Source organism: Falsiroseomonas sp. (assembly GCF_030695085.1).
GTDB lineage: Bacteria > Pseudomonadota > Alphaproteobacteria > Acetobacterales > Acetobacteraceae > Falsiroseomonas.
In genome coordinates this window covers 49,539-63,387 of sequence record NZ_JAUYTS010000126.1, presented here as the reverse complement: position 1 = coordinate 63,387, position 13,849 = coordinate 49,539, and the positions used below count along the sequence as shown (strand labels likewise).

The following is a 13,849-nucleotide window of genomic DNA, read 5'->3' as shown; positions in this document are numbered from 1 at the left end:
GCAGCGCGCCCTGGCCGATGGCCAGGCGGCACTTGGGCGGCGGGACTGGGTCGCGGCCGAAGCCGCGGCGCGGGAGGTGATCGCCTCCCGCGATGCGGCCCGTGCGGGCGACGCGCAGCTGCTGCTGGGCGCCGCGCTGGCTGGTCGCCGGGATTTCGCCGCGTCCGCCGTGGCGTATGACGACGCCTTCCGCCGCAGCCCCACAGGCAGCCGTGCGCCGGAGGCGATGCTGGGCGTTGCCAATGCGCTGATCGGCCTGAACAACAATCGCGACGCCTGCAGCCAGTTGAACGATCTGCGAGCCCGCTTCCCGGCCCTGCGTGGCGCCGTGGCGGACCAGGCGGCCGATGCCCGTCGCCGCGCCCAGTGCCGCTGAGGCACTGAAGGCTGCCAGTGCCGCTGAGGCACCTACTTCCCCTCTGATCTCGGCTGATTTCGCGCGCTGGATGTCACCGCTCGGCCCCTTCGGTGTGGCGCCGCGGATCGTCGCCGGCGTCTCCGGCGGGCCGCATAGCCTGGCCCTGGCGCTGCTGCTGGCGGATTGGCTGGCGCTGCGCGGCGGCGCGTTGACCGCCGGTATCGTGGACCATGGCCTGCGCGCCGAAAGCGCGGACGAGGCCGCCTCCGTTGCCGGTTGGCTCGAGTCGCGTGGCATCGCCTGCCGCATCCTGCCGCTGCACCTGCCGCCAGGCGCCGCGGTGCAGGCGCGGGCGCGGCAGGGGCGGCTGGCGGCGCTGCTGGCCCTGGCGGCGGAGGTTGGCGCCGGCTGGGTGGCGCTCGGCCAGCATCGCGCCGACCAGGCGGAGACGCTGCTGCTGCGCGCGCTGGCCGGCAGCGGGGCCGCGGGCCTGGCTGGCATGGCGCCGTCCCGCAGTGCTGGCGGCGCATTGCTGATCCGCCCGCTGCTGGGCGCCAGCCCGGCCCGGCTGGAAGCGGTGGTGGCGGCGGCCGGGCTGCGGCCGGTGCGCGACCCCTCCAATGCCGATCCGCGCTTCACCCGCGCCCGGTTGCGCGCCACCCTTGCCGACCCGGAGGGGGATGGGCCGGCGACCACCGCGTTGGCCGAGGCCGGCGCCGCCTTCGCCCGGCGCCGCGCCGCGCGGCAGGCCGCGGTGGCGGCGCGGCTGGCGCGGGCGGCGATGCTGTCGGAGCACGGCTTTGCGCGACTGGATCTGGCGGCGCTGGGACGCGATGAGGTGGCGATCGCGGCGCTGGGCGGGCTGCTGCGGCTGATCGGCGGGGCGGATTACGCGCCTGCGGCCGGGGCGGTGGCGGGGCTGCTGGCGCGCCAGGCCGGCACGCTGGGCGGCGCGAGGCTGACCCGGCAAGGCTTGCTGCTGCGGGAGGAAGCGGCGATGGCACCGCCGACTCCGGCGCGGGACGGCGCGATCTGGGACGGCCGATTCCGTCTCTCCGGTGCCCCCAGCCCCGGCCTGATGCTGGGCGCGCTGGGCGCAGCCGGGGCGCGGCTGGACCGTCCTGGCTGGCTGCCCGCGGCCGTGCTCCGGACCCTGCCGGCTTTGTGGCGGCTTGCCGCCAATGATCGCGACACTGTGCTGGTCGCGGTGCCCGCACTGTCCTATCCTGGCCCGGAAACCAGCTTCGGCATCCGGATGCGCTTCGCGCCACCGGGCGGCGCGGTGGGTTGAGCGCCGCCTTTGCCGGCAACCATCCACGATGTCTCATTCACGGGATGGAAGCCGGCGCGGGCGCACCTATCTTGAGTGCGGAGCGGGCCACCCGATAGGCTGGCGATATCCAGCGTGGGAAGCCCCGAAGGGATGCAAACGTGAACAATTTTGGCCGGAACCTGGCGCTGTGGGTCATCGTGGCGCTGCTTTTGGTGGCGCTGTTCAACCTGTTCCAACCCTCCAATGGCGGGAGCAACCGGGCAGCGCAACAGGTCGCCTATTCGGATTTCCTGAATGAGGTGAATGCCGGCCATGTCCGGGACGTGACCATTCAGGGCCGCACCGTTACCGGGCAGCTCAATGATGGCCGCAGCTTCTCCACCTTCACGCCGGAAGACCCGCAGCTGGTCAGCCGCCTGACGGAACGTGGCGTGCGCGTCGTCGCGCGGCCCGAGGAGTCGGACGTCAACCCGCTGTTCCAGATCCTGATTTCCTGGTTCCCGATGCTGCTGCTGATCGGCGTCTGGATCTTTTTCATGCGCCAGATGCAGGGCGGTGGCGGCCGGGCGATGGGCTTCGGCAAGTCCAAGGCCAAGCTGCTGACGGAAAAGCAGGGCCGCGTCACGTTCGATGACGTGGCGGGCATCGAGGAAGCCAAGGCGGAGCTGGAGGAGATCGTTGAATTCCTGCGCGATCCGCAGAAGTTCCAGCGGCTCGGCGGCAAGATCCCGAAGGGCGTGCTGCTGGTGGGGCCGCCCGGTACCGGCAAGACCCTGCTGGCGCGCTCCATCGCCGGCGAGGCCAATGTGCCGTTCTTCACCATCTCCGGCTCCGACTTCGTCGAGATGTTCGTGGGCGTCGGCGCCAGCCGCGTGCGCGACATGTTCGAACAGGGCAAGAAGAACGCCCCCTGCATCATCTTCATCGACGAAATCGACGCCGTGGGCCGCCATCGCGGCGCCGGCCTCGGCGGCGGCAATGATGAGCGGGAGCAGACGCTGAACCAGATGCTGGTGGAGATGGACGGCTTCGAATCGAACGAGGGCGTCATCATCATCGCCGCCACCAACCGGCCGGACGTGCTGGACCCCGCGCTGCTGCGTCCGGGCCGCTTCGACCGGCAGGTTGTCGTGCCGAACCCGGATGTGAATGGCCGCGAGAAGATCCTGCGGGTCCACATGCGGAAGGTGCCCCTGGCCTCCGATGTCGAGCCGAAGGTGATCGCGCGCGGCACGCCGGGCTTCTCCGGCGCCGACCTGGCCAATCTGGTAAACGAGGCGGCGCTGCTGGCCGCGCGCACCGGGCGCCGCACCGTCGGCATGGCGGAGTTCGAGGCGGCCAAGGACAAGGTGATGATGGGCGCGGAACGCCGCAGCCTCGTCATGTCCGAGGATGAGAAGCGCATGACCGCCTATCACGAGGCGGGCCACGCGCTGGTCGCGATGCATGAGCCGGAATGCGATCCCGTCCACAAGGCCACCATCATCCCGCGCGGCCGCGCGCTGGGCCTGGTGATGTCCCTGCCGGCCGGTGACCGCTACTCAAAGCACAAGTCCAAGATGAAGGCTGAGCTCGCCATGGCGATGGGCGGCCGCGTCGCGGAAGAACTGATCTTTGGCCCGGAAAAGGTCTCCAACGGCGCCTCGGGCGACATCAAGATGGCGACCGACCAGGCCCGCCGGATGGTGACGGAATGGGGCATGTCCGAGAATCTTGGCATGATCGCCTATGGCTCGAACGACCAGGAAGTGTTTCTGGGCCACAGCGTGACCCAGTCGAAGAACCTGTCGGAGGAGACGGCGCGGAAGATCGATGGCGAAATCCGCACCATCATCGACAACGCCTATGCCCGCGCCACCAAGGTTCTGTCCGAGAACATCGACGAACTGCACCTGCTGGCCAAGGGCCTGCTGGAGCACGAGACGATCTCCGGCGACGAGATCAAGCTGATCATCAAGGGCGAGCCGATCGTGCGGGTCCGCCCGGATGAGCCGGTGAACCAGGGCCGCGGCAGCGTGCCGACCAGCGGGCGCCCGACGCCACGGCCGAACCCGAATCCCGGGCCCGGCCCGGGCCTGGCGCCGGCGCCCGGCACCTGAGACGGAGCCTCCGCCAAGTCTTCACGGCCCGCGCAAGCGGGCCGTTTTCGTTTCTGCCCCACACGGTGCTTTGCCACGCCGTCGCGCCGGGGCATCGTCAGGCGCCAGCGCAGCCGGGGGCCAGCGAATCGTGACCGAGATGTGGGTCGAGCCATTGGGCCTGATCGAGGGCCAGGCCGCCGCCGCCGCGCTGGCCGCGGACCTTGCCTTGCCGCTGGCGGGTGGGCCGCTGGCCTTCACCCTGGTGCGGCTGATCGGGCCGGATGCACCGACAACCGCGCTGCCACTTTCGGACGTGCCGGAGGCCTGGCATGCGCAGGTGCTGGCGCTGACCCGCGCGCTGCCCCATTTCGCCGGCCTGCCCATGCCCTGCGAGGGCGGGCGCCCGCTGGTGATGGGGATCGTCAACGTCACGCCCGACAGCTTCTCGGATGGTGGCCGGGGCATCGCCGAATCGATCGCCGCCGGCCATGCCATGCTGGAGGCGGGCGCGGATCTGCTGGATATCGGCGGCGAAAGCACCCGGCCCGGTTCGCAGCCGGTGGCGCCGGAGGAGGAATGCCGGCGCGTGCTGCCGGTGATCCGCGAACTGGCCAAGGCCGCCACCATCAGCATCGATACGCGCAATGCCGCGACCATGCTGGCCGCGCTGGAGGCGGGGGCTGAGATCGTCAACGACATCACCGCGCTGCGCCACGACCCGGCGGCGGCGCGGGTGCTGGCGCGGTCGGAGGCCAGCGTCATCTTGATGCACATGCTGGGCGAGGACCCACGCACCATGCAGCAGAACCCGCGCTACGGCGATGTGGCGCTAGAGGTGGCGCAGTTCCTGGCCGACCGTGTCAGCGCGGCGGAACGGCTGGGCCTGCCGAGGGGCCGGCTGGCGGTCGACCCCGGCATCGGCTTCGGCAAGCGCCTGCCGCACAATCTGGCGCTGATCGAACGCCTGCCGCTGCTCGCCGGCATCGGCTGCCCGATCGTGTTCGGCGCCAGCCGGAAGCGCTTCCTGGGCACGCTGTCCGGCGTGGAAACACCGGCCGAACGGGTGCCCGCTTCGGTCGCGGCGGCACTGGCCGCAGCCTCCCGCGGGGCGGCGATGCTGCGGGTGCATGATGTGGCGGAGACGGTGCAGGCGCTGTCCATCTGGCAGGCGCTGTCCGGTGGGGCGGAGGAGGAAGACCTCTGACCTTGGCGTAAGTCGCTGTTTGCGGTGGAAGAAAATATTGCGCCGCCGCACCGGATTGCTCCGCGATACGTGACGTCCGCGGCGTGCCGCGGTAGTTTATTTCGCTGGCGGCGCGCCGCTGCTCGGGGCGCGATCTGCCTGAGACGGAGCAAACCCCGTGCCGAAGCCGCTGCGCGCCCTTCTGCTGATTCTTCCCCTGCTGCTGCCGGGCGCCGCGGCGCGCGCGCAGCTTGGCGAGACGACCTGCCCCGAACTGGTCGCCTGGGCGCGGGAGGATGCGGTGCATGCCGATCTCGGCGTCAGCCTCGGCTGGGCCGAACTGGCGCCGCGACGGGAGTTGACGCTGCCCGGCCTGTTCCTGGCCCCCGTCACCACCGCCACCTTCGGCAAGCCGGCGCTGGAATGGGGGCGGCTGGACCTCCGCACCCTCAATGCGCGCCTGCGGGCCTGCATCCGGGACCGGGAGATGGCTCCGCACCGGCCGGCGCTGACCGAGGCGCAACGCCTGGTGGCCGGGGCGACCACCAGCTTCCTGGAGCATCGCGAGAGGGTGCTGGATGAATTGCCGGTGCAACTGGACCGGCTGGCACAACAGGCTTTCGCGCCACCGCTGCTGCCCTTCCTCGCGGCGCTGGCCGGGGCCGGCGATCCGGCGGGCTGGCAGGCGGCGCAACTGGCGCTGCGCGACCTGCCCGGGCCGGCGCGCGGCACCGGCAGCCACCTGCTGCGCCTGGTGCCCTATCTGTTGCCGGAGGATCGCCCCCGCCTGCTGTTGCCGGAGCTGGAGCGCCAGCGGGCGCAGCGCCTGGCGGAAGCGCGGCAATCCAGCCTCGATGCGCTGGCCCAACTGCCCGCCACCCCGCGTGGCCTGGCAGCGCTGGAGGCGCTGGAGAAGGGCGCGGTGATGCCGGTGCTGCGGCCGGAGGACCGGGCGGAGGTGATCGCGGCCCAGCAATCCCGCCGCGCGGCGCTGCTGGATGAGATGCAGGCCACGCTGCGTCGCCGCATCACCAATGTCCCGGCCAGCCCGATGGCCTTCGGCATGCTGGCCGCGATTCGCCGCGATGCCGCCTTCGGCGCGCTGCCGCCCGACCGTTCCGCCGCCTTGACCGCGGAGCTGGAGGCGCATTCCCGCAGCCTGGCGGCCACGCTGCTCGGCCGCGTGGAGCGCGAAATGGCGGAACAGCCGGAGACGCTGGAGGCGCTTGGCCAATCGGTGCTGCTGCGCCAGCAAGTGACGGCGGCGCTGCGGCCCCATGCCGAAGCCGGGGCGCTGGCTGCCTTCGAGGATGCGAGCACAAGGCGCATTGCCGCCATCGCGGAAGCCGCGCTGCCCCAGTTCGAGGCGGTGCTGGCCGAGGTGCCGGCGGCGGGGCTGGATGAGCTGCGCCCGCCGCCCTGGCTGGCGGCGCTGCCGGCGCCCTTCGCCACACGCTACGCCACCGCGCTGGCGGATCGCCGGGCGGAGCTGGAAGCCGAGATCGCCGCGGAGGCCGCGGCCGAGGCGGCGCGGGAGGCCGGGCCGCTGGCCGGGCGGCTTTATGCCACGGCGGATGGCGCGATGCGGCTGGAGTTCCTCGACGCCAGCCGCGTGCTGGTGACCCAGCAGGCGACGCAGATGACGTTTGCCGGCAGCTATGAGGAAATCGCCGGGGAACGGCTGATCCTGACCCTGCCGGATGCCAATGTGGTGCTGCGGCGGGAAGGGCGGCGGCTGGATGGCGGCGCCCTGGTGCTGCTGCGCCAATAGGCGCTGGTCGCGGCAGCGTGATGACGAAAGCCGGATGCAACGACCGCGCAGATTTCAAACCCTGATGCGGACGCTATAAGCGGAGGCATGAGCGCACCAACTCGCAGGCTATTCGGCACCGATGGTATCCGTGGCACGGCCAACAAGCCGCCGATGGATGCCGGCACAGCCCTCCGTCTCGGCCAGGCGGCGGGCAAGTTCTTCAATCGCGGCGCGCACAAGCACCGCGTGGTGATCGGCAAGGACACCAGGCTGTCCGGCTACATGCTGGAGCCGGCCATGACGGCGGGCTTCGTCGGCGCCGGGATGGATGTGGTGCTGGTCGGGCCGCTGCCGACGCCGGCCATCGCCATGCTGACCCGCAGCCTGCGCTGCGACCTCGGCGTGATGATCTCGGCCAGCCACAACCCCTATGAGGATAACGGCATCAAGCTGTTCGGCCCGGATGGGCTGAAGCTGTCCGATGCCCAGGAAGCCGCGATCGAGGCGCTGATGGATGCGCCCAATTTTCTTGATTCACTGGCAGCGCCTGCCAAGCTGGGTCGCGCCAGCCGGCTGGAGGATGCGCCCGGCCGCTATATCGAGGCCGCCAAGGCCGCCTTCCCGCGGGGCCGCAGCCTGGAGCGGCTGCGCATCGCCGTCGATTGCGCACATGGCGCCGCCTACAAGGTGGCGCCCACGGTGCTGTGGGAGCTGGGGGCGGAGGTGGTCTCCATCGGCGTCGCGCCGGATGGCTTCAACATCAACCGCGATTGCGGCGCCACCGCGCCGCAGAAGCTGGGCGAGCTGGTGCGCGAACGCCGCGCCGATCTTGGCATCGCGCTCGATGGCGATGCGGACCGGCTGGCGCTGTGCGATGAGCAGGGGCGGATCATCGACGGCGACCAGATCCTGGCCACCATCGCCGGCGCCTGGCACCGGGAAGGCAAGCTGACGGGCGGCGGCGTGGTCGCCACCGTTATGTCGAATCTCGGGCTGGAGCGGCACCTGGAGGGGCTGGGCCTGGCGCTGCACCGCACCAAGGTCGGTGACCGCTATGTCGGTGAAAAGATGCGCGAGGCCGGCTGCAACCTGGGCGGTGAGCAATCCGGCCACGTGATCCTGTCCGATTTCGCCACCACCGGGGATGGCCTGTTCGCCGCGCTGCAGGTGCTGGCGCTGCTGGTGGAGGAGGGGCGCCCGGCGAGCGAAGTGTGCCGCCGCTTCACGCCGATGCCGCAGCTTCTGGAGAATATCCGCTACACCGGCACCTCCCCACTGAGTGATTCGGAGGTTGAGCAGGCGATCGCGGCGGCGGGCCAGAAGCTCGGCAATCGCGGCCGCGTGCTGGTGCGCGCCTCGGGCACCGAACCGCTGATCCGGGTGATGGCGGAGGCCGAGGATGCGGCGGAGATGCGGCGCACGGTGGCCGACCTTTCCGCGCTGATCCGGGCGCGCGCGGCGGCGGGTTCGCTGAAGAAGGCCGGCGCGGCGGAATGAGCGGGCTTCGGGCGAAGGGCCGGGTGCTGATCTGCGCCGGGTCCGATTCCGGCGGCGGGGCGGGAATCCAGGCGGATATCAAATCCGTCACCGCGCTGGGGGGCTATGCGGCGACCGCGGTGACGGCGCTGACCGCGCAGAACACGCTCGGCGTGCAGGACGTGATGGGGGTGCCGCCGGCTTTCATCCAGCTCCAGATCCGCATGGTGCTGGAGGATCTCGGCGCCGACGCGATCAAGACCGGCATGCTGGCCGATGTCGCCACCATCGGGGCGGTCTGCGATGCGCTGGCCGCCCATGGCGCGGGCATTCCGCTGGTGGCGGACCCGGTGATGGTCGCCAAGGGCGGCCACCGTCTGCTGGCGGCGGATGGGGTGGCCACACTGGCGGAGCGGCTGCTGCCGATGGCCGCCCTGATCACGCCCAACCTGCCGGAGGCGGAGGCGCTGGTCGGCTTCCCCGTGGCCGATGTGCCCGCCATGCACCGCGCGGCGGATGCGCTGCTGCGGATGGGCGTGCGCGCGGTGCTGGTGAAGGGCGGGCATCTGGACGGCGCCGTGCTGACCGATGTGCTGGCCACCGCGGAGGGCCGCGAGACCTTCGAAAGCCCGCGCATCGCCAGCACCAGCACCCATGGCACCGGCTGCACCCTGGCATCGGCCATCGCCTGCGGCCTCGCCCAGGGAATGTCGCTGCGCGACGCGGTGCTGCGCGCCCGCGCCTATGTGCGGGCTGCCATGCGCGCCGCGCCCGGGCTGGGGCAGGGTCATGGGCCGCTCGGCCATGGCATCACGCTCGACCCCGCCCGCCTGGAGCTGCTGAATTGAGACGCTTTGATTTCGTGACGGTGGATGTGTTCACCGACCGTCGCTTCGGTGGCAATCCGCTGGCCGTCTTCCCGGATGCGCGTGGTCTGAGCGATGCCGAGATGCAGGCGCTGGCGGCGGAGTTCAACCTCTCCGAGACCACCTTCGTGCTGCCGCCGGCGGACCTGGCCAATACCGCGCGCGTGCGCATCTTCACCCGGCAATATGAGATGCCCTTCGCCGGCCACCCCAATGTCGGCACCGGCTTCGTGCTGGCGGACCGCGCGGTGGATGGCGTGCTGCGCTTCGAGGAGATCGCCGGCCTGGTGGAGGTGCGGGTGGAGGAACAAGGCACCACCATCGCCGCGCCGCAGCCTCTCACGCTGGATGTGGAGCTGCCCGCGGCGCTGATCGCCCGGGCGACGGGGCTGGCGGAGGCGGATATCGTGGTCGCGCGCCACGCGCCGGTGCGCGCCGGCACCGGCAATTTCTTCGTGCTCGCGGAAGTGACGCCGGAGGCGCTCGGCCGTGCCCAGCCCGATTTCGCCGGATTCCGGGCGGGGCTGGAGGCGGTGCCGGCGCTGCAGGGGCGCTTCGCCCTGTATCTGTATGCGCCGGACGGAAACGCGGTGCGGGCGCGGATGTTTGCCCCGCTCGGCGGCACGGTGGAGGATGCGGCCACGGGCAGCGCGGCCACGCCGCTCGCCGCCCTGCTGCTGAAGCTGTCGGGACAGGAACAGGGCGCCTGGGACATCACCCAGGGCGTCGAGATGGGCCGGCCGAGCCTGCTGCGGACCACCGCGCGCCGCGCGCGGGATGGCATTCGCGCCACGGTCGGCGGTGGCTGCGTGCCCATGTTGCGCGGGGAGATCGAGCTATGAGCGGTAGCGGCAAGCGCGGCACCGCGAAGCCCCGGACCAAGGCCGCCGCGCCGAAGCGCGCCATCCCGGCCAGCGCCGCACCGGTGGACGCGCCGGAATACGGGCCGGCGCTGGCAGTCCCGAGCCAGGCTGCGCCGCAGCCCGCAGCCGCGCCCGTGCTGGCTGCCGTGCCGGTGCCCGCCGCGCCGCCAGGCCTCGCGCATCTGCCGCTGCCGCTGCTGGTGCTGCCGATGGGCCTGGGCGGCCTCGGCCTGGCCTGGCGGGAAGCAGCCGAATTGCTCGGCGCGCCTTCCGTGATCGGCGGCGCGCTGCTGCTGCTGACCGCGCTCGTCTGGCTCGTGGTGGTGGTCGGCCAGGTGCTGCGGACGCTGCGCTACCCGGACGCCATGCTGGCCGAACTGCGCCACCCGGTGCGCGTCGCCTTCGCCGCGGCGCCGACGATCGGGCTGATGATCCTGGCCGGCGCCGTCTGGCCCCATGCGCCTGGCTTCGGTGCCGGGCTGTGGTGCGTGGCGGTGGCGCTGCACCTGGTGGTGGCGATGCTGCTGCTGCGCCGGGTGCTGGCCGGGCGGGGGGAGGCGGCGATGCTGGCGCCGCCGCTGCTGATCCCCTTCGTCGGCAACATCCTGGCGCCGGTCTTCGGCGTGCGGATGGGCTTCCTTGATGCATCCTGGATGATGTTCGGCGTCGGCACGCTGCTGTGGTTGGCGGTGTTCCCGCTGCTGCTGTACCGGCTGGTGGCCGGGCCACCGCTGCCGTTTGCGATGCGCCCGAGCGTCGCGATCTTCGTGGCGCCGCCCGCGGTGGGCGCGCTGGCCTTGGCGGCGCTGGTCGGGGATACGCATGGCGTGGCGCTGGCCTTCACCGGCGTGGCGCTGCTGGTGGCGGCGGCGGTGCTGTCGCTGGCGGGGGAATTGGCGCGCGTGCCGTTCAGCCTGTCCTGGTGGGGCGTCACTTTCCCTTCCGCCGCCTTCGCCATCATGCTGATGGGGCTCGGCTTCCACCCGGTCTTTGGTTGGCTGGCGCTGGCGTTGAATACCTGGCTGACCGGCTGGGTCGCCTGGCGCACCCTGCGGGCGGCGCGTTCCGGCGTTTTCCTGCGGCCCGAGGCCCACTGAAGCGGATGCTTGCGCGGCGCGCGGCGCGGGTCTAACCCTCGCGGCGGGCCACGCTCCCCCACCGGAGCGCATCTGCTTCTGGAAGGGAGCCGCATATGACCGCAAAGCCGGACCTGCGTCCGAAGAACCCCCGCCCGGCCGACAGGCCGGAAAATCCAAAGTTTTCCTCCGGTCCCTGTGCCAAGCGCCCCGGCTGGTCGCTGGCGGCGCTGGATGGCGCGCTGCTCGGGCGCAGCCATCGCGCCAAGGACCCCAAGGCGAAGCTCGCCGAGACCATTGAGCTTTCCAAGGCGATCCTCGGCATGCCGAAGGATTGGCGCCTCGGCATCGTCCCGGCGTCGGATACCGGCGCGGTGGAGATGGCGCTGTGGTCGCTGCTCGGGCCGCGCGGCGTCGATATCCTGGCCTGGGAATCCTTCTCCAAGGATTGGGCGACGGATGTCACCAAGCAGCTCAAGCTGGATGATGTGCGGGTGATCTCCGCCGGCTACGGCAAGCTGCCGGACCTGGCTCAGGTCGATAAGGCGCGCGACCTGGTCTTCGTCTGGAACGGCACGACCAGCGGCGTGCGGCTGCCCAACGCCGACTTCATCGCAGATGACCGCGAGGGCCTTGCGATCTGCGACGCGACCTCCGCGGCCTTCGCCATGGAACTGCCTTGGCAAAAACTGGATGTGGTGACCTGGTCCTGGCAGAAGGTGCTGGGTGGCGAGGCTGCGCATGGCATGCTGGCGCTCTCGCCCCGTGCCGTCGCCCGCCTCGAATCCCACAAGCCCGCCTGGCCCATGCCGAAGATCTTTCGCATGACCAAGGACGGCAAGCTGAATGAGGGCATCTTCAAGGGCGAGACGATCAACACGCCCTCGATGCTCTGCGTGGAAGATGCGATTGACGGGCTGCGCTGGGCGGAGAGCGTTGGCGGGCTGAAGGGCCTCGTCGCGCGTTCAGAAGCCAACCTCGCCGCCATCGCCGACTGGGTCGCCGGCAGCGACTGGGCGGCCTTCCTGGCGGAGGACGCGGCCACGCGGTCCTGCACCTCGATCTGCCTCAAGATCGTCGCACCCTGGTTCACCGCGCTCGATGCCGAGGGCCAGGCGGCCGTCGCCAAGAAGCTCTCCGGCATGCTGGAGAAGGAAGGCGTCGCGCTGGACGCCGCGAATTACCGCGATGCCCCGCCGGGCCTGCGCATCTGGGGCGGCGCCACGGTGGAGACCAGCGACATCCAGGCATTGCTGCCTTGGCTCGACTGGGCCTTTGCCAGCATCGCCACCGAGCAGAAGGCGGTGGCGGCATGAGCGCGCCCAAGGTCCTGATCAGCGACAAGCTCTCCGCCGCCGCCATCGCCATCTTCAAGGGCCGCGGCATCGAGGTGGATTTCAAGCCCGGCCTGAAGCCCGCCGAATTGCGCGAGATCATCGGCAATTACGACGGCCTTGCGATCCGCAGCGCCACCAAGGTGACGCGGGAAGTGCTGGATGTCGCACCGCGGCTGAAGGTGGTGGGGCGTGCCGGCATCGGCGTCGACAATGTCGATGTGTCGAGCGCGACCGCGCGCGGCGTGGTCGTGATGAACACGCCGCATGGCAACGCCATCACCACGGCGGAGCACGCCATCGCGATGATGTTCGCCCTCGCCCGGCAGATCCCGGAAGCCAGCGCCAGCACCAAGGCGGGCAAGTGGGAGAAGAACCGCTTCATGGGGGTGGAGCTGTCGGCCAAGACGCTCGGCCTGGTGGGTGCGGGCAATATCGGCAGCATCGTCGCCAACCGGGCCGCCGGCCTGCACATGAAGGTCATCGCCTTCGACCCCTTCCTGTCGGAGAAGCGGGCGGTGGAACTTGGCGTGGAGAAGGTGGATCTCGACACGCTGGTGGCGCGGGCGGATTTCATCACCATCCACGCGCCCTTCACCGAGCAGACGAAGAACATCCTGTCGCGCGAACGCATCTTCGCCATGAAGAAGGGCGCGCGGCTGATCAACTGTGCCCGCGGCGGGTTGGTGGATGAGGCGGCGCTGTTCGAGGCGCTGACCTCCGGCCATCTGGCCGGCGCGGCGCTGGATGTGTTCGAGGTGGAACCCGCCACCGACAGCCCGCTCTTCACACTGGAGAATGTGGTCTGCACCCCGCATCTGGGCGCCGCCACCGCCGAGGCGCAGGAGAATGTGGCGCTGCAGGTGGCGGAGCAGATGAGCGACTTCCTGCTGACCGGCGCCGTCTCCAACGCCATCAACATGCCCTCCGTCACCGCGGAGGAGGCGCCGCGGTTGCGCCCCTACATGGAACTCGCCCGCCAGCTCGGCGCACTCGCCGGCCAGCTCACCGCCGCCCAGGGCGAGGAGATCAAGGCGATCCATGTGGCCTATGAGGGCCAGGCGGCCGAGCTCAACCAGCGGCCGCTGACGGCTGCCGCGCTGGCCGGTGTGCTGACGCCCATGATGGGCGCGGTGAACATGGTCAACGCCCCCGTGGTGGCGCGCGAGCGCGGCATCGAGGTGGCGGAGACGGTGCTGGAACGCAGCGGCGATTATGCGACCCTGCTCCGCGTGACGGTGGTGACGCAGGCGCTCAACCGCTCCGTCGCCGGCACGCTGGTCGGCACCGGCAAGCCGCGCCTGGTGGAGATCAAGGACATCGCGGTGGAGGCCGATTTCGCGCCCCACATGCTGTATGTGACGAACCAGGACCGCCCCGGCTTCATCGGCCGTTTCGGCACGACGCTCGCCGATGCGGGCATCAACATCGCCACCTTCCATCTGGGCCGCAACACGCCGGGCGGGGATGCGATCTGCCTGGTTGGCCTGGATGCGCCGGTGCCGGATGCCGTGCTGGCCACGGTGCGCGCCCTGCCGCTGGTGGTGCGGGCGACGCCGCTGGCGTTCTGACCGTTGGCGTGGGCG

The 13,849-nt window shown here is 71.0% G+C and carries 10 protein-coding genes and 1 pseudogene; all 11 read left to right on the top strand.

Going from position 1 to position 13,849, the window contains the following annotated elements; all coding sequences use genetic code 11:
* A pseudogene (locus tag Q8S40_RS14125) lies at window positions 1–376 on the top strand (hypothetical protein); the annotation flags it as partial.
* Window positions 377–446: 70 nt separating this feature from the next.
* Window positions 447–1,649, top strand: a complete 1,203-nt coding sequence (gene tilS, locus Q8S40_RS14120) for a tRNA lysidine(34) synthetase TilS (protein ID WP_305670891.1) — start codon at window positions 447–449, stop codon at window positions 1,647–1,649.
* A 140-nt stretch (window positions 1,650–1,789) separates the two neighbouring features.
* On the top strand, window positions 1,790–3,730 hold the full coding sequence (ftsH, locus tag Q8S40_RS14115; protein WP_305670890.1) for an ATP-dependent zinc metalloprotease FtsH: 1,941 nt from the start codon (window positions 1,790–1,792) through the stop codon (window positions 3,728–3,730).
* Between the two features lie 139 nt (window positions 3,731–3,869).
* A complete protein-coding gene (gene folP, locus Q8S40_RS14110) occupies window positions 3,870–4,916 on the top strand; it encodes a dihydropteroate synthase (RefSeq protein WP_305670893.1) in 1,047 nt (348 codons plus the stop codon).
* 157 nt (window positions 4,917–5,073) lie between these two features.
* Window positions 5,074–6,666: a hypothetical protein gene (locus Q8S40_RS14105; RefSeq protein ID WP_305670889.1), complete on the top strand. Its 1,593-nt coding sequence runs from the start codon at window positions 5,074–5,076 to the stop codon at window positions 6,664–6,666.
* A gap of 87 nt (window positions 6,667–6,753) precedes the next feature.
* Window positions 6,754–8,145 (top strand): phosphoglucosamine mutase, encoded by a 1,392-nt coding sequence (gene glmM, locus Q8S40_RS14100; protein ID WP_305670888.1) that lies wholly within the window; start codon window positions 6,754–6,756, stop codon window positions 8,143–8,145.
* Window positions 8,142–8,972: a bifunctional hydroxymethylpyrimidine kinase/phosphomethylpyrimidine kinase gene (gene thiD / locus Q8S40_RS14095; RefSeq protein WP_305670887.1), complete on the top strand. Its 831-nt coding sequence runs from the start codon at window positions 8,142–8,144 to the stop codon at window positions 8,970–8,972. The genes glmM and thiD overlap by 4 nt, the downstream gene beginning before the upstream one ends.
* Window positions 8,969–9,832, top strand: a complete 864-nt coding sequence (locus tag Q8S40_RS14090) for a PhzF family phenazine biosynthesis protein (protein WP_305670886.1) — start codon at window positions 8,969–8,971, stop codon at window positions 9,830–9,832. Before thiD ends, Q8S40_RS14090 begins: the two co-directional genes overlap by 4 nt.
* Window positions 9,829–10,950 carry a C4-dicarboxylate ABC transporter gene (locus Q8S40_RS14085; RefSeq protein ID WP_304812934.1) on the top strand — a complete coding sequence of 374 codons (1,122 nt, stop codon included), beginning with the start codon at window positions 9,829–9,831 and terminating at the stop codon, window positions 10,948–10,950. Before Q8S40_RS14090 ends, Q8S40_RS14085 begins: the two co-directional genes overlap by 4 nt.
* Before the next feature lie 95 nt (window positions 10,951–11,045).
* Window positions 11,046–12,245: a phosphoserine transaminase gene (locus tag Q8S40_RS14080; RefSeq protein WP_305670885.1), complete on the top strand. Its 1,200-nt coding sequence runs from the start codon at window positions 11,046–11,048 to the stop codon at window positions 12,243–12,245.
* Entirely contained in the window at window positions 12,242–13,834 is a 1,593-nt protein-coding gene (gene serA, locus Q8S40_RS14075; RefSeq protein ID WP_304812938.1) for a phosphoglycerate dehydrogenase, read from the top strand. The genes Q8S40_RS14080 and serA overlap by 4 nt, the downstream gene beginning before the upstream one ends.
* The last annotated feature ends 15 nt before the right edge of the window (window positions 13,835–13,849 follow it).

Coding starts and splice junctions, on each gene's coding strand:
- tilS (WP_305670891.1), top strand. CDS start 447: ATGTCACCGCTCGGCCCCTTCGGTGTGGCGCCGCGGATCGTCGCCGGC.
- folP (WP_305670893.1), top strand. CDS start 3,870: ATGTGGGTCGAGCCATTGGGCCTGATCGAGGGCCAGGCCGCCGCCGCC.
- glmM (WP_305670888.1), top strand. CDS start 6,754: ATGAGCGCACCAACTCGCAGGCTATTCGGCACCGATGGTATCCGTGGC.
- thiD (WP_305670887.1), top strand. CDS start 8,142: ATGAGCGGGCTTCGGGCGAAGGGCCGGGTGCTGATCTGCGCCGGGTCC.
- Q8S40_RS14085 (WP_304812934.1), top strand. CDS start 9,829: ATGAGCGGTAGCGGCAAGCGCGGCACCGCGAAGCCCCGGACCAAGGCC.
- Q8S40_RS14080 (WP_305670885.1), top strand. CDS start 11,046: ATGACCGCAAAGCCGGACCTGCGTCCGAAGAACCCCCGCCCGGCCGAC.
- serA (WP_304812938.1), top strand. CDS start 12,242: ATGAGCGCGCCCAAGGTCCTGATCAGCGACAAGCTCTCCGCCGCCGCC.